Origin of the sequence: Rhizobacter sp. (assembly GCF_035702065.1) — a bacterium.
GTDB lineage: Bacteria > Pseudomonadota > Gammaproteobacteria > Burkholderiales > Burkholderiaceae_C > Rhizobacter.
The window spans coordinates 1-20,352 of record NZ_DASSRA010000204.1 but is presented as its reverse complement, the minus strand read 5'-3'; the positions used below and the strand labels follow the sequence as shown (position 1 = coordinate 20,352).

Annotated in this window: 18 protein-coding genes; 9 read left to right on the top strand and 9 right to left on the bottom strand. The window is 68.3% G+C overall.

The window, feature by feature from the left end; genetic code table 11:
• The 8 genes from xylA to VFL64_RS09510 form a co-directional block, all read right to left on the bottom strand.
• Positions 1-1,303, bottom strand: a 1,303-nt coding sequence (xylA, locus tag VFL64_RS09545) for a xylose isomerase (RefSeq protein WP_489540147.1), incomplete at its 3' end; no start/stop codon positions are given.
• Positions 1,300-2,763 (bottom strand): xylulokinase, encoded by a 1,464-nt coding sequence (gene xylB / locus VFL64_RS09540; RefSeq protein ID WP_489540146.1) that lies wholly within the window; start codon positions 2,761-2,763, stop codon positions 1,300-1,302. The genes xylA and xylB, both read right to left, overlap by 4 nt.
• Complete coding sequence (locus VFL64_RS09535; protein WP_489540145.1) at positions 2,760-3,524, bottom strand: ATP-binding cassette domain-containing protein; 765 nt, start codon at positions 3,522-3,524, stop codon at positions 2,760-2,762. Before VFL64_RS09535 ends, xylB begins: the two co-directional genes overlap by 4 nt.
• Positions 3,521-4,705 (bottom strand): sugar ABC transporter permease, encoded by a 1,185-nt coding sequence (locus VFL64_RS09530; protein ID WP_489540144.1) that lies wholly within the window; start codon positions 4,703-4,705, stop codon positions 3,521-3,523. Before VFL64_RS09530 ends, VFL64_RS09535 begins: the two co-directional genes overlap by 4 nt.
• A 58-nt stretch (positions 4,706-4,763) precedes the next feature.
• Positions 4,764-5,789: a D-xylose ABC transporter substrate-binding protein gene (gene xylF, locus VFL64_RS09525; RefSeq protein WP_489540143.1), complete on the bottom strand. Its 1,026-nt coding sequence runs from the start codon at positions 5,787-5,789 to the stop codon at positions 4,764-4,766.
• 88 nt (positions 5,790-5,877) lie between these two features.
• Positions 5,878-7,149 carry an ROK family transcriptional regulator gene (locus VFL64_RS09520; protein WP_489540142.1) on the bottom strand — a complete coding sequence of 424 codons (1,272 nt, stop codon included), beginning with the start codon at positions 7,147-7,149 and terminating at the stop codon, positions 5,878-5,880.
• A 157-nt stretch (positions 7,150-7,306) separates the two neighbouring features.
• Positions 7,307-8,857 carry a ubiquinone biosynthesis regulatory protein kinase UbiB gene (gene ubiB, locus VFL64_RS09515; RefSeq protein ID WP_489540141.1) on the bottom strand — a complete coding sequence of 517 codons (1,551 nt, stop codon included), beginning with the start codon at positions 8,855-8,857 and terminating at the stop codon, positions 7,307-7,309.
• Positions 8,854-9,372 carry a hypothetical protein gene (locus tag VFL64_RS09510; RefSeq protein WP_489540140.1) on the bottom strand — a complete coding sequence of 173 codons (519 nt, stop codon included), beginning with the start codon at positions 9,370-9,372 and terminating at the stop codon, positions 8,854-8,856. The genes ubiB and VFL64_RS09510 overlap by 4 nt, the downstream gene beginning before the upstream one ends.
• Positions 9,373-9,467: 95 nt before the next feature.
• On the opposite strand from VFL64_RS09510, the gene galE reads away from it, so the two are divergent.
• From galE to VFL64_RS09465, 9 genes are all read left to right on the top strand, one after another.
• The gene (gene galE / locus VFL64_RS09505) at positions 9,468-10,481 is read left to right on the top strand and encodes a UDP-glucose 4-epimerase GalE (RefSeq protein WP_489540139.1); all 1,014 of its coding nucleotides are present in this window, start codon (positions 9,468-9,470) and stop codon (positions 10,479-10,481) included.
• 246 nt (positions 10,482-10,727) lie between these two features.
• On the top strand, positions 10,728-12,122 hold the full coding sequence (locus VFL64_RS09500; protein ID WP_489540148.1) for an undecaprenyl-phosphate glucose phosphotransferase: 1,395 nt from the start codon (positions 10,728-10,730) through the stop codon (positions 12,120-12,122).
• A 42-nt stretch (positions 12,123-12,164) separates the two neighbouring features.
• Entirely contained in the window at positions 12,165-13,382 is a 1,218-nt protein-coding gene (locus tag VFL64_RS09495; protein WP_489540138.1) for a porin family protein, read from the top strand.
• A gap of 24 nt (positions 13,383-13,406) precedes the next feature.
• Positions 13,407-14,867 (top strand): mannose-1-phosphate guanylyltransferase/mannose-6-phosphate isomerase, encoded by a 1,461-nt coding sequence (locus VFL64_RS09490; protein ID WP_489540137.1) that lies wholly within the window; start codon positions 13,407-13,409, stop codon positions 14,865-14,867.
• A gap of 30 nt (positions 14,868-14,897) precedes the next feature.
• Entirely contained in the window at positions 14,898-16,244 is a 1,347-nt protein-coding gene (locus VFL64_RS09485) for a UDP-glucose dehydrogenase family protein (RefSeq protein WP_489540136.1), read from the top strand.
• On the top strand, positions 16,241-16,933 hold the full coding sequence (gene epsI, locus VFL64_RS09480) for an exosortase-associated protein EpsI, B-type (protein WP_489540135.1): 693 nt from the start codon (positions 16,241-16,243) through the stop codon (positions 16,931-16,933). Before VFL64_RS09485 ends, epsI begins: the two co-directional genes overlap by 4 nt.
• Entirely contained in the window at positions 16,930-17,871 is a 942-nt protein-coding gene (locus VFL64_RS09475) for a DUF535 family protein (protein WP_489540134.1), read from the top strand. Before epsI ends, VFL64_RS09475 begins: the two co-directional genes overlap by 4 nt.
• A complete protein-coding gene (locus VFL64_RS09470; protein ID WP_489540133.1) occupies positions 17,868-18,506 on the top strand; it encodes a methyltransferase domain-containing protein in 639 nt (212 codons plus the stop codon). The genes VFL64_RS09475 and VFL64_RS09470 overlap by 4 nt, the downstream gene beginning before the upstream one ends.
• Before the next feature lie 55 nt (positions 18,507-18,561).
• Positions 18,562-19,224: a methyltransferase domain-containing protein gene (locus tag VFL64_RS09465; RefSeq protein ID WP_489540132.1), complete on the top strand. Its 663-nt coding sequence runs from the start codon at positions 18,562-18,564 to the stop codon at positions 19,222-19,224.
• A gap of 9 nt (positions 19,225-19,233) precedes the next feature.
• Here VFL64_RS09465 and VFL64_RS09460 read toward each other — a convergent pair.
• The coding region (locus VFL64_RS09460) for an acyltransferase family protein (protein ID WP_489540131.1) at positions 19,234-20,352 on the bottom strand (1,119 nt) is incomplete at its 5' end.

Genomic DNA, 20,352 nt, shown 5'->3' with positions numbered 1-20,352 from the left:
GGTTGACCACGTTCTCCAGCCGCTCCTGCCGCCCCGAGCGGGGCTGCGGGTCCAGCCCCTGCGCATGGGCCATCGCGGCCACCTCGGCCAGGCTGGCGCCCCCCAGGATGGCGGCGCCAAGCGGCTGCTTCCACCCCTCGTAACGCGCAGCCCGCGCGCTCTCCAGCGTACCGGCCTCGTACAGCGCCGCAGCACTCAGGAAGGCACGCGCCAGCGTGTCGATGCCGCCGACGTGGCCTTCGTACAGGTCGGCCGCGTCGATGCTCTGCCGGCGCACCTTGGCGTCGAAGTTCATGCCGCCGGTGGTGAAGCCGCCGCCGCGGATGAGCTCCAGTAGCGCCGGCACCAGCGCGGCGTGGTTGTTGGGGAACTGGTCGGTGTCCCAGCCGAGCTGCTCGTCGCCGCGGTTCGCGTCGAGCGAGCCGAAGATGCCCAGCGCCACCGCCGTGCTCACCTCGTGCTCGAAGCTGTGGCCCGACAGCGTCGCGTGGTTGACCTCGATGTTGACCTTGACCTCACCCTCCAGCCCGAAGCGCTTGAGGAAGCCGTAGACCGTGGCGGTGTCGTAGTCGTACTGGTGCTTGGTCGGCTCCTTGGGCTTGGGCTCGATCAGGATCGTGCCCTTGAAGCCGATGCGGTGCTTGTGCTCGACCACGCTCGCGAGGAAGCGGCCGTAGGCGTTGAGCTCGTGCTTCATGTCGGTGTTGAGCAGCGTCTCGTAGCCTTCGCGGCCGCCCCACAGCACGTAGTTCTCACCGTTCAGCCGGTGCGTCCATTCGAGCGCGTGCTGCACCTGGGCCGCGGCGCAGGCGTAGACCGCCGGGTCGGGGTTGGTGGCCGCGCCGCTCATGTAGCGGCGGTGCGAGAACAGGTTGGCCGTGCCCCACAGCAGCTTGACGCCGGTGTCCTGCATCTTGCGGGCAGCGCGCTCCAGCACCGTGTCCAGCAGCGCGTTGGACTCGCGCAGCGTGGCCCCTTCGGGCGCCACATCGCGGTCGTGGAAGGTCCAGTACGGCAGGCCCAGGCGCGAGAAGAAGTCGAAGGCGGCGTCGAGCTTCAGGTTGGCGGCGGCCAGCGGCTCGCCCTGGAACCAGGGCCGCTCGAACAGCGGCGTGCCGAGTGCGAACGGGTCTTCGCCGCGCCAGCAGAACGAATGCCAGTAGCACACCGCCGGGCGCAGGTGCTCGGCCAGCGTCTTGCCCAGCACCACGCGCTTGGGGTCGTACCAGCGGTAGGCCAGCGGGTTGCTGCTGTTCGGCCCCTCGTAACGGATGGGGTCGATCTCGGAATAGATGGTGCTCATGGGGTCTCCTTCGGAATGAGCTGCCGCACCGGCCGGTAGGCCGTGCGGAAGCGTTGCAGGCGTTCGGCCAGCGCCTGGGCGCGGCCGGGATCGGGGGTGAAGCTGCGTGCGATGGGCGGCGTGTCGTCAACGAGGTGCACCCCGCGCGCCTTCAGCGCGAGGCGTGCCGCGCCCAGCGCCGGGCCGACCTCGGCGCCGCTCGGGCGATCGAGCGTCACGCCCAGCGTGTCGGCCATCAACTGAAGCCAGGCGTCGGACCGCGCGCCGCCGCCGATGGCGAGCAGGCGCTGCGGCAGCTCGCCGGTCTCGCGCAGCGCGGCGGCACCGTCGGCGAAGGAGAAGGCCACGCCTTCGAGCACCGCGTAACTCAGGTCGTCGCGCGTCGTGCTGTGCGTCATGCCGATGAAGCCGGCCTGCGCGCCGGGGTCGGCGTGCGGCGTGCGCTCGCCCGAGAGGTAGGGCAGGAAGAGCGGCGCCGCGGCGCGAACCTCGCCGGGCTGCAGGGTGCGGAGCAATGCCTCAGGCGGGCTGCCGGCCACGCCGCACCACCAGCTCAGCGCGCTGCTGGCCGAGAGCATCACCGCCATCTGGTGCCACACGCCGGGCAGCGCATGGCAGAAGGCGTGCACGCCGCGGTCGGGATTGGGTTGCGGGCCGTCGGTGGCGACGAACACCACACCCGAGGTGCCGAGCGAGACGAATCCGGTGCCCGGCCGCGTGACGCCCACGCCCACGGCACCGGCGGCGTTGTCGCCCGCGCCGGCCACGACGGTGATGCCGATCGGCAGGCCCCAAGCCGAGGCCCAGCGCGGTTGCAGCGTGCCGACCGCGTCGCAGCCCTCGTGCAGCTCGGGCATCTGCGCGGCGCGCATGCCGGTGGCCTGCAGCATGGTGTCGCTCCAGCGGCGGCGCGCCACGTCCAGCCACAGCGTGCCGGAGGCATCGGAGCAGTCGCCGCTCATCACGCCGGCGAGCTGCCACACCAGCCAGTCCTTGGGCAGCAGGACCTTGGCGACCCGTGCATGGATCTCCGGTTCGTGTTGCTGCACCCACATCAACTTGGGCGCGGTGAAGCCGGCCATGGCGGGGTTGGCGGTGATGCGGCGGGTGTCCGGCTCGCGCGCCTCCAGCGCCACGCACTGTGCCTGGCTGCGGCCATCGTTCCAGAGGATGCAGGGGCGCAGCACCTCGCCCGCGGCATCGAGCAAGGTGGCGCCGTGCATCTGGCCGGCGACGCCGAGGGTGGCGACCTGCTGCCACGCATCACCGGCGCGCTCGCGCAGCTGGCGCATGGCGAGTTCGGCCGCCGTCAGCCAGTCGTCCGGGTCCTGCTCGCTCCACAGCGGGTGCGGGCGCGAGACCTCGAGTGGCGCGCTCGCCTCGCCGAGCAGTTCGCCACCCTGCGAGAGCAGGACGGCCTTCACCGACGAGGTGCCCAGGTCCAGCCCGATGGCGTTCATGGCGCGCTCCTCTGTTCGACGCGGGTGACGGGCTTGCCGCCGATGATCATCGCCAGCACCTCGTCCTCCGTGAGGTCCCCGGTACGGTAGGTGCCGACGACCTGGCCGTTCTTCATCACGCTCAGGCGGTCCGACAGGCCGAACACGTCCGGCATGTCGTGCGTGATGAGGAAGATGCCCACGCCCTCGGCCTTCAGCCGGCGCACGAGGTCGTGGACCATGCGCGTCTCTTCCGGGCCGAGCGCCGCGCAGGGCTCGTCCATGATCAGCACGCGCGCCTTGAAGTACAGCGCCCGCGAGATCGCGACCACCTGGCGCTGCCCGCCGGAGAGCGCGCGCACCGGCACGCGGATGTTGGTGAAGTTGGGGTTCAGGCGGTGGAAGGTCTGGCGCGCCGCCTGCTCCATGCGATCGTCGTCGATCAGGCCGAAGCGCGACACCAGCTCGCGGCCGAGAAAGAGGTTGGCCACCGCGTCGAGGTTGTCGGCCAGCGCCAGCGTCTGGTAAATGGTCTCGATGCCCAGCGCCTGCGATTCCGAAGGCGAGGTGATGTGCGCAGGCTGGCCATCGACGAGAACCTCACCACCGTCCATCGCGTACGCGCCCGCCAGCATCTTCATCAGCGTGGACTTGCCCGCCCCGTTGTGACCCAGCACAGCCACCACCTCGCCGGGGTGCAGTTGCAGGCTCACGCCGTCGACGGCGCGCACGCCACCGAAGGTCTTGCTGACACCGCGGATGTCGATCAGCGGCGCGCTCATGTCGTGAGCCTCTCGCCAGTGATGCGCCGGTACACGACGTCGAACACCACGGCGACGATCAGCACCTGGCCGATGATGACCATGCGCCAGCCGATGCTCACGTCCATCAGCAGCATGCCGCTGTCGAGGAACTGGATCATCAGCGCGCCCAGCACCGAGCCCAGCACCGTGCCGCTGCCGCCCGAGAGGGCCACGCCGCCGATCACCGCGGCGGCGATCACGTAGAGCTCCATGTTGGTCCCGAGCGAGTTGGTGCCGGCGTTGAGCCGCGCGACGGCGACCACCGCCGCCAGCGTGGTCAGCGCGCCCAGCAGCAGGAAGAGCTTGATCGTGACGCGCCGCACCGGGATGCCGACCAGCAGCGCCGCCTCGGGGTTGCCGCCGATGGCGAAGACGTAGCGGCCGAAGCGCGTGCGGCGCACGAGGAAGCTCACGCCCATCACCACCACCGCCCAGATGAGCACGGGGATGGGCACGCCCTGGGCCTCGGGTTTGTCGCCGATGCGGTAGGCGTTCATGGTCGCGACGAAGGCCAGTACGCCCAGCGAGGTGGCGGTCATCAGCGCCACATCAAAGGCCAGCGGGCGCAGCGGGAAGCCGTGCTTCGTCTTGCGGGCGCGCCGCGCCAGGCCGGACCAGACGATCAGCACCACCAGGGCCGCGCCGAGCAGCCAGCTCCACAGCGGGCCGACGGCGCCGTCCAGCCCACCGCCCAGCATCAGGAAGACCGGGTCGGTGACCGGCTGGGTCTTGCCGTCGGCCACCAGGAAGGCAGCACCGCGGACCGACATCATCCCGCCCAGCGTGACGACGAAGGACGGCACGCCCACCACCGCTGTCAGCCAGCCCTGGTAGAGCGCGACGGCGAGTGCCATCGCCAGGCCGGCGAGTGCGGCGGGCACCCAGTGCCAACCTTGCGAATACATGAGGAACGCGACCAGCACGCCCACGCAGCCGAGCACCGAGCCGACCGAGAGGTCGATCTGGCGCGCCACGATGATGAGCGTGATGGCGGTGACGACGATGCCATTGACCGCCGTCTGCTGCGCAATGTTGTAGAGGTTCTCCGGCGACAGGAAGTTGCCGGTCACCAGGTGGAAGACGAGCGCCATCACGGCCAGCACCGCGGCCATCAGGGCCAGGCGCAGGTCGAGGGCACTGATCTGGTATCTGCTGTTCATGTTGATGCGGGGGGCCGGCCCCGTGGAGCCGGCCCAGCCCGTCAGGGTGAGGGTCGCTTTACTTGCAGGCGGCCGGGGCGGCTTCCTTCGCCACGCCCTTGCAGACCGCGTCCTTGCTGATCCAGCCGGCCTTGATGACCACGTCGAGGTTGTCGCGGGTGATGGACACCGGCTTCAGGAACTTCGACTGCATCGCCACCTTCTTCTCGCCTTCGGCCCAGGTCACCGTGCCGTCGACCTTCTTGCCGGCGGCCAGCGCCACTGCGGCGGCGGCGGCCTCGCGGCCCAGCACGCGCGCATCCTTCCAGACCGAGACGGTCTGCGTGCCCAGCGCGACGCGGTTGAGCGCGGCGTGGTCGCCATCCTGGCCCGAGACGGGCACACCCTTGATGCCGCGTGCCGACAGCGCGGCGATCACGCCGCCGGCGGTGCCGTCGTTGGAGGCCACCACCGCGTCGACCTTGCCGTTGTTGCGCGTCAGGATCTGCTCCATGTTCTTCTGCGCGGTCTCGGGCTTCCAGCCGTCGGTGTACTCCTCGCCCACGACCTTGATGTCGCCCTTCTTGATGGCGTCGGCCAGCACCTCGCCCTGGCCGTCGCGCAGGAAGTTGGCGTTCGGGTCGGTCGGCGAGCCCTTGATGAAGACGTAGTTGCCCTTCGGGCGGACCTTGAACACGCCGCGCGCCTGCTCGCGCCCGACCTCCTTGTTGTCGAAGGTGATGTAGTAGACGCCGGGCTGTTCGATCAGCCGGTCGTAGGCCACCACCGGCAGGTTCTTCGCCTTGGCCTTGGCCAGCGCGGGGACGATGGCGTCCTTGTCCATCGCGAGGATCACGAGCGCGGTCGCGCCCTTGGCGATCAGGCCGTCGACGTCGGCGATCTGCTTCTCGGGCGAGCCGCCGGCATCGGCACTGATGTACTTGGCGCCGAGCTTGGTGAGCTCGGCCTTGATGGCGGCCTCGTCGGTCTTCCAGCGTTCTTCCTGGAAGTTGGACCAGCTCACCCCCACGACGGCCTGTGCCGACGCCAGGGTGCAGACAGTTCCGATCGCGACACCGGTGAGGATCTTGTGGGCGAATTTCATGCTTGTCTCCGATCTAGGTTTACGTGCGTTTCGCATGCCCGGCGCAGAGCGGTGGCCGGGCGGTCTGGGGCTGGTGTGGCAGTCCGTCTCACTGCCGGTTGGGGGAAACCTCTTCGAAGTCGTGGCGCGAAGCCGAGGCCACGATCTCTGCCGATTCGTCGAGCCGCTGCAGCACCAGCGAGGCGGCGCCACGCGCCCAGGATTCGCCGCTCTCGTGGCCGATGACCAGCCGCACGTTGCCGCGGTGGGGCAAGGCCATCGCGTCGTCCATCGCCGCGCGCAGCGGCGCTTCGTAGAGTTCGATCGCGGCGGGCCGGCCGCCGTCGAGGATCACGAGCTGCGGCGCGAGCAGGTTCACCACGTTGCCGATCCAGGTGCCAAGCTGGCGACCCTGGCGTTCGAAGATCCGTCGCGCCGCCTTGTTGCCGGCGTGCGCCGCACGGGCCAGCTCGTCGTAGGCCGACTCCACCGCCTGCGGCGGCATCTCGCCAGCCGGCAGCACGCCCGCCTCCTGCCCCTGCTCCACCACCGCGTAGTGCGCGACGTAGGCCTCCAGGCAGCCGCGCTTGCCGCAATGGCACTGGCGCCCGCCAGCCTCGATCTGCATGTGGCCGAGCTCGGCCGCGAGACCGGCGCGGCCGCGGTACAGCTCGCCGTTGATCATCATGCCCAGCCCCAGGCCCTGCGCGAGCGTGACGACGGCCACGTGCGACAGGCGTGCCGCCTGCCCGAACCACTGTTCGGCGAGCGCTCGGATGTTGGCCTCGTTCTCGATGAAGACCGGCACGCCCAGCGCCTTCGACAGCGCGCCGGACAGCTTGCTCACGGCCGTCGAGCCGTTCTCGGCCTCGAACACCGCCGACCAGTGGACGACGTCGCCCACGGAATCGACGAAACCGGGCAGCGCCACCCCCACGCCGGCCAGGCGCGCCGTGACTGGCGCCCCGCCCGCCTCGGCCACGCACGCCCGCACCTCCTTCACGAGCTGCTTGACGAGGGCTGCTTTCGACATCGGCGTGGACAGTGGCGTGCCGCGCGTGTGGCGCACCTGGCCCGCAAAGTCAGTGAGCGTCACGGTCAGCTGGTACAGCGAGATGTTGACGCCGGCCACCCAGACGAAGTCGGGGTTGAGCGCAAGCTCGCGCTCGGGGCGCCCGCCCCCGCCCCCCGGCCGCGCGCCGGCCTCGATGAGCGCCCCGCTGTCCAGCAAGCGCCGCGTGAGCGACGAGACCGCCGGCTGGCTGAGCCCGGTCGCCGCGTTGATCTCGGCCCGCGACATCGGCCCGCCGTGGCCGCGCACGGCATGCAGCACCTGGTACAGGTGCAGCTGGGACAGGTGACGGGAACTGAGACGCGCCATGCCGGTTGCGGGCCACGGCCCCTCCGAAATTTATTGCGCCATTTTATTTTGACGAAATATTTCTACATCCGGGCTTACCCGCCCGTGTGTTCTTCGTCCTTTGGAGTGTTCGTGCGACCCGACGCGCGCTGCGCGACGAGGCGTCTTCAGGCGGCGTTCAGCCCAGCCAAAGCATGGCGGCTGCCGCGGTGACACCCGCCGTCAGGCCGACGACGATCCACAGCACCGCACCCAGCAAACGTCGCGTTCGCTGCTGCTCGATCAGCAGCGCCTCGAGCACCTGCGAGTCCGGGCCGCGGCCGGCGGCCTTCAAGGCCTCGTGCAGCAGGCGCGGCAACTCCGGCAGCAGCTGCGCGTAGTGCGGCGCCTCTTTCTGCAGGCGCGAGACGAAGCCGCGCCAGCCCACCTGCTCGTTCATCCAGCGCTCCAGGAAGGGCTTGGCCGTGCTCCACAGGTCGAGGTCGGGGTCGAGCTGGCGGCCCAGCCCTTCCACGTTCAGCAAGGTCTTCTGCAGCAGCACGAGCTGCGGCTGGATCTCGACGTTGAAGCGGCGCGAGGTCTGGAACAGGCGCAGCAGCACCTGGCCGAGCGAGATGTCCTTCAGCGGGCGGTCGAAGTGCGGCTCGCACACCGCGCGGATCGCGCCCTCGAGTTCTTCAACGCGGGTGCTGGGCGGCACCCAGCCCGACTCGATGTGCAGTTCGGCCACGCGCTTGTAGTCGCGCCGGAAGAAAGCGATGAAGTTCTGCGCCAGGTAGTCCTTGTCGAACTCGGTGAGCGTGCCCACGATGCCGAAGTCGAGCGCGATGTAGCGGCCGAAGGTCTCGGGCGCGATGCTGACCTGGATGTTGCCGGGGTGCATGTCGGCGTGGAAGAAACCGTCGCGGAACACCTGGGTGAAGAAGATGGTGACGCCGTCGCGCGCCAGCTTCTTGATGTCCACGCCGGCGCTGCGCAGGCGCTGCGTCTGGCTGATGGGCACGCCCTTCATGCGCTCCATCACGATCACGCTCTGGGTGCACAGGTCCCAGATCATCTCGGGCACCATGACGAGGTTGAGGCCTTCCATGTTGCGCCGCAGCTGGGCCGCGTTGGCAGCCTCGCGCACCAGGTCGAGCTCGTCGTGCAGGTACTTGTCGAACTCGGCCACCACCTCGCGCGGCTTGAGCCGCTTGCCGTCGGCCGAGAGTCGCTCGACCCAGCGAGCCAGCTGGCGCAGGATCGAGAGGTCGTCGTCGATCACGGCCAGCATGCCGGGGCGCAGCACCTTCACGGCAACCTCGCGGCCATCTTTCAGCACCGCGAAGTGCACTTGCGCAATGGACGCGCTGGCCACCGGCTCGGCCTCGAAGCTCGCGAACACCGCCTCGATGGGCTGCTTGAAGGCGCGCTCGACCAGCGAGCGCGCAACCGCCGCCGGGAACGGCGGCACGCGGTCCTGCAACCTGGCGAGCTCGTCGGCGATCTCGGGCGGCAACAGGTCGCGCCGCGTGGAGAGCACCTGGCCGAACTTGACGAAGATGGGGCCCAGCCGCTCCAGCGCCTCGCGCAGGCGATAGCCGGGCGGCGCATCGAGCTTGCGGCCCAGCGTCATCACGCGCACCAGCGCGCGCACCCAGCGTTGGCGGAAGCCCGAGAGCGCCAACTCGTCCAGGCCGAAGCGCAGGACGGTGTAGACGATGAAGATCAGCCGGGCGAGATGCCTCATTTAGGCCCGCGCGCCATCAGGCCTTGCAGCGCACGCACCGCCTCGCGGAAGCCGGCCGAAACAGCCGTGGCGCCTCGCGCCAGCTCGTGTGCAGGCCCCTGGCCGATGATGCGGGCGATGTCGTCCTCGATGTCCCAGCGCAGGTTGTCGATCAGCCAGCTCACGTCGGCCGCGAGGGCTGAATCGCCTTCGATGCCGACCTGCGGGCGCTCGCCCGCAAGCCACTGCCCCACCAGGCGCAATGGGTTGGAGGCGTCGAGGCTCACCTTCAGGTCGGGCTGGGCGGGAGCCTGCTCACCACACCACTCCAGCAGGCCGGCCGGCGTGATGACGAAGGCCACCAAGGGAGGCGCCGGCAGCAAACCAGGCCAGCCTGTCCAATGCAGCTGAATGCTGCGGCCGCTGTGCGGCCTCAGCTTCTCGGTGGCCACCGTCTCGGCCGCGATCACGTGGTTGAGCAGGAGGGTGATGCGCTCCATGGCCGCGGAGCCGAGCGAGGCGAAGATGTTCAGCATCCGGGAATTGTAGGCGGCACGTCCCTTGATACAGGGGCTGCGACACCTCGGACACGAGGCCTATCATCGCGCGCACTTCGACCCCGACAGCACCCATGCCTCGCATTCTTCTCACCGGCGCGACCGGCTACATCGCCTCCCACACCTGGCTCGCGCTGCAGCAGGCCGGCTTCGACGTGGTGGGGGTCGACAACTTCGCCAACAGCTCGCCCAAGGTGCTGGAACGTCTGGCACGGCTCAGCGGCAGCACGCCGGTGTTCGTGCAGGCCGACGTGGGCGACAAGCCTGCGATGGAGCAGATCTTCGATGCACACGCCATCGACGCGGTGGTGCACTTCGCCGCCCACAAGGCCGTGGGCGAATCCATGCAGAAGCCCCTGGAGTACTACCGCAACAACATCGGCGGGCTGGTCAACGTGGCCCAGGTGATGGAATCGCGTGGCGTGCGGCGCCTGGTCTTCAGCTCATCGGCCACCGTCTATGGCCAGCCCGACAAGCTGCCCATCACCGAAGACTCGCCGCTGTCGGCCACCAACCCCTATGGCACCACCAAGCTGGTGGGCGAGGAGCTCCTGCGCGAGCTGGAGCGCTGCACACCGGCCTGGGCCGTGGCGTATCTGCGCTACTTCAACCCGGTGGGCGCCCATGAGAGCGGCGACATCGGCGAGGACCCGAGCGGCACGCCCAACAACCTGATGCCCTACGTCTCCCAGGTGGCGGTGGGCAAACGGCCGTTTTTGCAGGTGTTCGGTGGGGATTACGGCACGCCTGACGGGACCGGCGTGCGCGACTACATCCACGTGATGGACCTGGCCGAGGGCCACGTGGCCGCCGTCGGCCACCTGCTCGCGCGCGGCAGCTCGCTCACCCTCAACCTGGGCACCGGGCGCGGCTACAGCGTGCTGGAGGTCATCAAAGCCTTCGAGCAGGCCAGCGGCAAGGCCGTGCCGCACCAGATCGTGGCGCGCCGCCCGGGCGATGTGGCCGCCTGCTACGCCGACCCGACGCGCGCACGCGAGCTGCTGGGCTGGTCGGCGAAGCGCGACCTGGCTCAGATGTGCACCGACACCTGGCGCTGGCAAAGCCGCAATCCGCAGGGCTACAAGTAGCGCCACGCCCAAGCGTGAAGCATGCACGGCGGGAGCCCCCGCAAGTGTGCGCTCCCCCCACACTTGCGGGTCTGATCCCGTCACACAGTTGAGTAAGAATCCCTGCGTTCCAAGAGCCTGCGGCGCGTAGCTCGCAGTCGATGCCCACCCGAAATGGCATCGAACACAGGCTCTGGCACACCGGATGCCTAGGCAGTGCCAACACTCCCCCACGGAAGGCGGCGCCAAGTGGACCAACCCATCGCGATGTTCGAAGACCGCCCGTACAAGAGAACGTTCTACAGCGCGCCTCAGTCGGTGACCTCGCTGCTGGCCGCCTTTCTCGAGCCGACCATCACGGTCGTCTCGTTCCTGGCAGCCAACCTCTACCTCGATGCCTTCGTCGGCCGGCCCGAACTCGTGCTGTGCCTGCTGGTCTTCGCGCTCACCTTCCCGGGCCGCAACCGCTTCCGTCAAAACCTGCTGGCTGCCAGCGTCGACATCGTTTCCTCCTGGGTGGTGCTGATCGGTGTCCTGCTGCTGTGCGGCTATGTCACGCGCAGCATCAGCTACTTCGAAGAGAACGCCGTCATCGCCTGGATCTTCATCACGCCGGTCGCGCAATGGCTGGCGGTGTGGGTGGGCCGCCAGGTCGTGCTGCGCCAGGCCGCGTTGCCCGAGGCGCGCCGCCGCGCCATCGTGGTGGGCGCCGGCCCGCTGGGGGTGAAGGTCGCGCGCGCGCTGACCCACAGCGACGACAAGGGCGTCGACTTCCTCGGCTACTTCGATGACCGCGCCGATGCGCGCGTCGACGGCCTGGCCATGGAAGAGGTCAAGGGCGGACTAAGGGACGTGGCCGCCTTCATCAAGCGGCATTCGATCCGCGAAGTCTTCATCACCCTGCCGCTCGGCTCGCAGCCACGCATCGTCGAGCTGCTCGAGCAGATCCAGGACACCACCGCCTCGCTCTTCTTCGTGCCCGACGTGTTCGGCATCAGCATCATCCAGGGCCGCCTGCAGGACATGAACGGCCTGCCGGTGGTGGGCATCTGCGAGACGCCCTTCACCGGCACCAATGAGCTGGTGAAGCGGGTCAGCGACGTGGTGCTGGCCTCGGCCATCATCGTGCTCATCTCGCCGCTGCTGCTGGCCATCGCCATCGGCGTCAAGCTGAGTTCGCCAGGGCCGATCATCTTCAGGCAGCGGCGCACCGGCCTGGATGGCGAAGACATCAACGTCTACAAGTTCCGCTCGATGACCGTGCAGGACAACGGCTCCGTGGTTCGCCAGGCCACCAAGAACGACTCGCGCGTCACGCCCTTCGGCGCTTTCATCCGCCGCACATCGCTCGACGAACTGCCGCAGTTCTTCAACGTGCTGCAGGGGCGCATGAGCATCGTCGGCCCGCGCCCCCATGCGGTGGCGCACAACGAGGAATACCGCCGCATCGTCAAGGCCTACATGGTGCGACACAAGGTCAAGCCCGGCATCACCGGCTGGGCCCAGGTGAACGGGCAGCGCGGCGAGACCGACACCGTGGCGAAGATGCAGGCCCGCGTCGAGTACGACCTGGAGTACCTGCGTAACTGGTCGCTCGGTCTCGACCTGCAGATCATTGTGCGTACCATCCGCCTGGTGTTCTTTGACCGCAACGCGTACTGAGCCTGGCTCGGGCGTTCTCCGTCACAGCATCGAGGTCACCGCATGTCACAACATCGACTCATCCAACGCCGCATCGCGACACCCATGTGGGCCACGCTGTGCGCGATGGCTGCCACGGCTCCGGCCCTGGGACAGGAAGCGTCGCCTGTCGAACGTTCGCCGTACTACATCGGCGTCAGCCAGGCGTTCTCGCACGATTCGAACCTCTACCGCAGCGCGTCCAACGAGATCTCCGAAACCATCTCCATCACCAGCCTGCTGGCCGGCTTCGACCAGCCGATCGGCCGCCAGCGGCTGTTTGGTGACGTCTCCGCCCAGATCAACCGCTACAACACCGTCGACTTGCTGAACAACAAGAGCTTCGCCGTCAACGCCGGCATGGACTGGGAGACGGTCGAGTTCCTCTCGGGCGCTCTGCGCTACTCGGCTCGCAACAGCCTGGCCGACTTCGGCACCCTGGATGGGTCGACCGTCCCGAGCGACCAGATCACGCAGCAGTTCATGGCCTCGGCACGTTTCGGCATGACCTCCAAGCTGTCGTTCAATGCGGCCTACGAGCATCGCGACCTCAAGTACCGCACCGACCTCTACGCCAACCGCAACTACAACCAGGACGCCCTGAGCGGCGGTTTCCGCTGGGGCACCGCGGACCTGCTCGTCTTCGGGCTGGGCTACCGGGCCACCAAGGGCCGCACGCCGGAGTTCCAGGCCACGCCGCCCTACGAAGACGAACTCGATCGCCGCGACATCGACTTCACCACGTCGTGGACGCCCACAGGCGCCAGCACCCTGAACGTGCGCATCAGCTCGACCAAGGAAACCCACACCCTGCCATCGAACAACGAACGATCGGCCGTGACCGGTGCCCTGGCGTGGGACTACCGCCCGACGGCCAAGCTGAATTTCACCACCTCGATCACCCGCGACACCGGCACTGAAACCACCTTCCTCGGCATCCCGCCCGGCGGCTCGGCGCCCCTGCCGGTGGACCAGAGCAGCCTGAGCACCAGCACGCAGGTGCAGGCGCGTTACGCGATGACCAGCAAGATCTCCATGAACGGAGACATCCGCTACCGCCGAGGCACACTCACCACCGGCGAAGAAGAACGCCTCACCGGCTACGGCCTCGCCATCAACTACCTCCCCACGCGCAGCATCACACTGGGTTGTGACGTCAACTACGAAGACCGCGACACGGTCAACATCACCGCCTACAAGGCCACCGTCGCCACCTGCTCGGCCCAGTTCACCTTGCGCTAGTCCGTCCCCCGGTATCACGCTTTCATGACGAAGACTTCCTCCCCCATCGCCGTCCAGCCGGTCATCATGGCCGGTGGCAGCGGCACGCGCCTGTGGCCGCTTTCCCGCGCCCTGTACCCCAAGCAGTTCCTGATCCTGCAAGGCAACCGCAGCCTCTTCCAGCAGGCCGCCAACCGCCTCTCGGCCCTGGCCTGCGAGGGCCTGGCCATCGCTGCACCGAGCGTGGTCGGCAACGAAGAGCACCGCTTCCTGGTGCTCGACCAGCTGCGCGAACTGGCCCTCGACGGCGCCACGGTGCTGCTCGAGCCCACCGGCCGCAACACCGCGCCGGCGATGACGCTGGCCGCGCTGCAGGCCACCGCCCACGGCAGCGATCCCGTGCTGGTGGTCACCCCTGCCGACCAGACCGTCACCGACGAGGCAGCCTTCACCGCCACCATGCAGGAGGCCATTCGCGTGGCGGCTCAAGGCGCGATCGTGATCCTGGGCATCACGCCCGACCGGCCCGAGACCGGCTTCGGCTACATCCGCGCGGCCGCGGCCAAAGGCGGCGCACAGGCGGCCCAGGTGGCGCAGTTCGTCGAGAAGCCCGACGCCGCAACCGCCCAGCGCTACCTCGCCGAAGGCAACTACTACTGGAACGGCGGCATGTTCGTCGTGCGGGCCTCGGTGTGGCTGAAGGCGCTGGAGCGCTTCCGCCCCGACATCGCCACAGCCACCCGCGCCGCCTGGGCGGGGCACACCATCGATGCTGCCTTCGTGCGCCCCGGCAAGGACGAGTTCGCCGCCATCCCCAGCGAGTCGATCGACTACGCGGTGATGGAGAAGTGCCCCGGCTCCGAATTCGACATCCGCATGCTGCCCCTGGCCGCCGGCTGGTCCGACCTGGGCGCCTGGGATGCCGTCTGGCAGGTCAGCGAGAAAGACAGCGCCGGCAACGCCGCCGTCGGCGACACGCTGCTGCGCGACAGCCGCAACACCCTGGTGCACGCCACCAGCCGCCTGGTGGGTGTGGTGGGCCTGAGCGACGTGGTCGTGGTCGAAACCCCCGATGCGGTGCTGGTGGCTGACCGCAGCCGCAGCCAGGACGTGAAGGCCATCGTCAGCCAGTTGCAGACCTCCGGCCGCAGCGAGCACAGCCTGCACCGCCAGGTGCACCGCCCTTGGGGCTGGTACGACAGCATCGACTCGGGCGAGCGCTTCCAGGTCAAGCGCATCATGGTCAAGCCGGGCGCCAGCCTGAGCCTGCAGATGCATCACCACCGCGCCGAGCACTGGATCGTGGTCAGCGGCACGGCCGAAGTGACCAACGGCGACAAGGTCACCCTGCTCACCGAGAACCAGAGCACCTACATCCCGCTCGGCCAGGTGCACCGCCTCGCCAACCCCGGCAAGGTGCCGCTGGAGATCATCGAGGTGCAGTCCGGCAGCTACCTCGGCGAAGACGACATCGTCCGCTTCCAGGACACCTACGGCCGCGGCTGACGCGGGCCATCCACCAGAGAAGAAGCTTTCATGAAGATCACTGTCATCGGCTCGGGCTATGTGGGCCTGGTCAGCGGCGCCTGCCTGGCCGAGATGGGCAACCACGTCGTCTGCCTCGACGTGAATGCCGAGAAGATCCGCATCCTGAACGAAGGCGGCCTGCCCATCCACGAGCCGGGCCTGCTGGAGATGGTCGCACGCAACCGCGCTGCCGGCCGCCTGCAGTTCACGACCGACATCGTGTCTGCCGTCAACCACGGCACGCTGCAGTTCATCGGCGTGGGCACGCCGCCCGATGAAGACGGCTCTGCCGACCTGCAGTACGTGCTCGAAGCCGCGCGCAACGTGGGCCGCCACATGACCGACTACAAGGTCATCATCGACAAGAGCACGGTGCCGGTGGGCACCGGTGAGCGGGTGCGCGCCGCGGTGGCAGAAGAACTGGCCAAGCGCCAGCTCAACCTCAACTTCGCGGTTGTCTCCAACCCCGAGTTCCTGAAGGAAGGTGCCGCGGTCGACGACTTCATGCGCCCGGACCGCATCGTGATCGGTGCCGACGACGACCAGGCCATCCTGCTGATGCGCGCGCTCTACTCACCCTTCATCCGCAACCACGATCGCCTGCTGATCATGGACCTGAAGAGCGCCGAGTTCACCAAGTACGCGGCCAACTCCATGCTGGCCACGCGCATCAGCTTCATGAACGAGCTGGCGCTGCTGGCCGAGAAGGTCGGGGCCGACATCGAGTCCGTGCGCAAGGGCATCGGCAGCGACCCGCGCATCGGATACCACTTCCTCTACTCCGGTGCCGGCTACGGCGGTTCGTGCTTCCCCAAGGACGTGAAGGCGCTGATCACCACCGCCAAGCACGAGGGCGTCGACCTCAAGGTGCTGCACGCGGTGGAGGCCGCCAACGAGCGCCAGAAGATGGTGCTGGTCGACAAGGTGACCGCGCGCTTCGGCCAAGACCTCACCGGCCGCAACTTCGCCGTCTGGGGCCTGGCCTTCAAGCCCAACACCGACGACATGCGCGAAGCCCCCAGCCGCGTGGTAATCGCCGAGCTGGCCCGCCGCGGTGCCCGCATCACCGCCTACGACCCGGTGGCCATGCCCGAGGCCAAGCGCGTGATGGAAGGCATACCCGGCCTGAGCTTTGCCGACAACGTGGCGCTCACGCTGGAAGGTGCCGACGCGCTCGTCATCATCACCGAGTGGAAAGAGTTCAAGAGCCCCGACTTCGACACCATCAAGGCCAAGCTCAAGCAGCCGGTGGTGATTGACGGCCGCAACCTCTATGACCCGGCGATGATGAATGCGCTGGGCATCGAGTACATCGGCATCGGGCGCAGCAGCCGCGGGGCAGGTGCCAAGGCATGAAGCCCTTGCAGCTGGCGGCATTGATGGCCTGCCTGATGGCGTCGGCGTCGGTCGTCGGCATCGTGGTGCGGCCGGCGCCTGCGGCCGCATCCACCAGCCCGAAGCTCGTGCTCGAGGACGCGGTGCCCCGGCAGTTCGGCGGCTGGCGCGAGCTACCCAGCCAGACTGCGCAGGTCGTCAACCCGCAGACCCAGCAGCTGCTCGACAAGCTCTACAGCCAGGTGCTCACCCGCACCTATGTCAACGCCGACGGCTACCGCATCATGCTGTCGCTCGCCTACGGCGACGACCAGCGCGGCAGCCTGCAGGCCCACAAGCCGGAGGTCTGCTACCCGGCCCAGGGCTTCGCGCTGCACAGCAGCACCCCGGCCCAGATCGTCACGCCCTACGGCAACATCGCCACCCGCCAACTGAGCACCAGCATGGGCCCCCGCAAGGAGCCAGTCACCTATTGGTTCACCATGGGCGACACGGCGGTGAGCAACCGTTTCGAGCAGCGCCTGGTCCAGCTTCGCTTCGGCCTCACGGGGCAGATTCACGATGGGCTGCTGTTTCGCGTGTCGTCGATCGATGACAACCCGGTGCAGGCCTTCGACCAGCACCAGGTGTTCGCCAACGCCTTGCTGAGCGCCGTTTCGGTCCGCGACCGCACCCGTTTGAGCGGCCTGGCCGTCACTGCGTCCCCATGAGCGCCGTGGCCTCCCGCCTGCCGCCCACCCGCACTCCCGACCTCAGCCTGCCGTTCATGCTGACGGCGGCGCGCAAGATCTACCCCTCGCGCAAGCTCGGCACGCTCAAGAACTGGTACGCCCTGTTGTCTGCGGCGACGAAGGCTCGCCCGGTGCTGCGCGAGATGCTGGCACGCGGCGAACACCAGGCCTTGCTCGCCGAGCTGCAGGCCCATCCCGAAACCCTGGGCTTCGTGGAGTGGCCCTACATCCATGCCAGCTGGTCGGTGGCGCAGCGCTTCGAGGCACTGTCGCAGCACATGCAGGCACTGCAAGGCGAGATGGCCGCACTCGACATGGCCCGTAACGGCTCGGTGCTCATCGCCGACATGAACGAGGTCTACCCCGGCCTGCGCCTGACTGTCGACCGGGCCTTCTGGTGCCTGCGCGAAGGCAGCCTCGTCTTCAACCAGTTCATCGGCGACGACCGCATGATGACGCTGTGCTTCTCCTTCGGCATGGAAGGCGGCGAGCGCGTGGTGTACGTCGGTGCGGTACAGGGCTCGAACTCCGAGGCGGCGCTGGCCACCTACAAGGAAGTCGCCAAGGGTTTACAGGGCATGCGCTCGCGCGATTTCCTGGTCAAGGCCTTCCAGCTCCTGATGCATCACCTGGGCGTGCAGCGGATTCTCTGCATCGCCGAAGAGGAGCGGCACCACCGCCACCCGTACTTCACCACCAACCCCAACGAGAAGTTCAACCTCGACTACAACGAGATCTGGGCCGAGCACAACGGGGAGCCGGCCGGCGGTGGGTTCTGGCAGCTGCCCTTGCAGCCCGCGCAGCGGCCCATGGAAGAGATCGCAGCCAAGAACCGCGCCCTCTACCGCCGCCGCTATGCCCTGATGGACAAGCTCTCTGCCGACATCGGCGCACGCTTCGGCAAGAGCGCCGCATGAGCCTGATCCACCGCCTCAAGGGCTTGCACCTCAAGACCCGCCTGCTGCACCCTGTGGATGAGTTCTGGGAGCGCCGCTTCGGCGTCAATACCCTCGGTTTCTTGCCCGAGGTGGGGGACTACGAAGCACCGGACTTCCGTGCCGCCTACGTGCCCACCCACTACCGGCGCATCATCGCCGGCCTGCGCCACGTGGGCCTGAACGCCGACGACGTGGTGGTCGACCTCGGCTGCGGGCTGGGCCGCGCGGTGTACGCCGCAAGCTGGCTGGGCGCCCGCCGCTCGGTGGGCGTCGAGATCGACGGCCCGCTGGTCGAGCAGGCCCGGCGCAGCCACGGCACCAGCCGGCTGAAAGAGCGCGACATCGAGTTCGTGTGCGCTCCAGCCCAGGCCTACCCGCTCGACGACGTGACCCTCGTGTTCATGTTCAACCCGTTCGGCGCCGGCATCATGCAAGGCGTGGTGCAGCAGCTCGAAGCTGGGCTGGAAAAGAAGCCCCGCCGCTTGCGCATCGTCTACGAGAACCCGCTCCAGGCCGAGGTGCTCGACGCCTGCCCGCGGCTGCGTCGCAGCGGCGACTGGCCCCCGGGCCAGCACGGCAGCCCGCACCCGATGAGCTTTTGGGAAACGGCCTGACACCACAAAGAATACCCACTACAAACCGGAGGACAGGGCCCGGCCCTGAGTGACCATGAAAAGCCTGCTCAATCGCCTGAAGGGCATGCACCTCAAAACCCGGCTCAAGCACCCGATCGACGAGTTCTGGGACCGCCGCTTCGGCGTGCACACGGTGGGCTTTTTGTCCGCAGTCGGCGAGCACGGCCAGGCCGACTGGCGCGGTGCCTATGTGCCGACCCGCTACCGCCGCATCCTCCACGACCTGCGACACGTTGGCGTGGGGCCGAACGACGTGGTCGTCGACCTCGGCTCGGGCCTGGGCCGCGCGGTGTTCGCGGCCGCGTGGCTCGGCGCCAAGCGCTCGGTCGGCGTCGAGATCGACGGACCGCTCACGGCACAAGCCCAGGACAGCCTGCGCAGCAGCCGCCTCAAGCACCGCGACATCAGCTTCGTCTGCGCTTCGGCCGAAGACTATTCCCTGGCCGACACCACCGTGCTCTTCATGTTCAACCCCTTCGGCGAAGGCACCATGAAGACCGTGATCGGCAAGCTCGAGACCGAGCTCGCCAAGCGCCCGCGCGACCTGCGCATCATCTACGAGAACCCGCTGCAGGCCGCCGTGCTCGATGCCTCGCCGTACCTGGAGCGCTTCGACAACTGGAAGCCTCACCAGAACGGCAGCCACCATCCGGTGTCGTTCTGGCGCTCGGTGGACCCGGCAACTGCCAAGCGCTGAAGCGCACCCTCAGCGCGCCCGCGCAAAGGGGGCCAGCGCGTCTCCGTGCGTCGACATCCAGACCGGGTCGAAGTGGCTTTCGTCGATGTAAACGGGCCGCTTCAGCTCGCTGTCGTAGACCTTGCAGACCTGGCCGGTGCACAGCTGATCGTTGAGGTCGATCAGATGGAAACCCGGCCTCCCCCGCAGCTCCTCGAAGAGCGGCGTGAGCCAGCCGGTCTGCTCGACCAGGGTCCGGGCGTCGATCTGCAAGCGCACCTCGCCGAACCAGAAACGTTCGCGCGCGATGCGCTCCGGGACCCGCACACGCGACGCCGGGGTCGGCGCCAGCATCACCACCGTCTTGCCCTGCGCGAGCAGCGACTCGATGGCGAGCTTCAGTTCCGTTCGCACCAGGGCCTGCTTCCGGCTGCCTTCCGTCAGGGAGCAAGGCGCATGGCGCTCGGCATGGCAGTACGGCGCGCCGTTGAGGCCGATGTTGGGCCAGTACGCGGCCAGCACCAGGGTGTCGTAGGGCTCGGTGGCTGCTTTGCCCCAGGCCGCCCCGGCATAGTCGCGGCAGTGAAAACCGCTTTGCACACGCTCGAAGTTCGGCACCGGCGGGCATTCGGCCTGGGTGTAGAAGTCCACCGTCACGCCGCTGTGTGCAACGAACCACGGGTACAGCTGTTCGGCATGCGAGTCGCCGATCACGAGAATGCGCGGCGGCGACGACCCTTTGCGCACGCTGCAGACCTGCATGTCCTGCACCGTCTTCATGAAGTTGCTGCAGCGGTCGGGGTAGTACGCCGCACGCACCGAAGCGAGGTAGTCGCCGTAGGCCGCTCCGGCCTCGCCACGCCCCGGCCAGCCGCCCGAAACGGCCGCCCCGACGGCCAGCAGCGCAGCCGCGGCCATCGCGAGCACGGGCCGCCTCAGCCGCACCCACCCCTGCTGTGAATAGCTCTCCACCCAGCGGTAGGACAGCGCACCGCACACGACCGACAGCGCCGCCACGCCAAAAGCCGCCAGCTGCGGCTGGTCGAGAAAGGCATCCGTCATGCGCAAGGCCACGACCAGCGGCCAGTGCCACAGGTAGATCGAATACGACCACTGCCCCAGCGAACGCAGGCCCGCATGCCCCAGCAC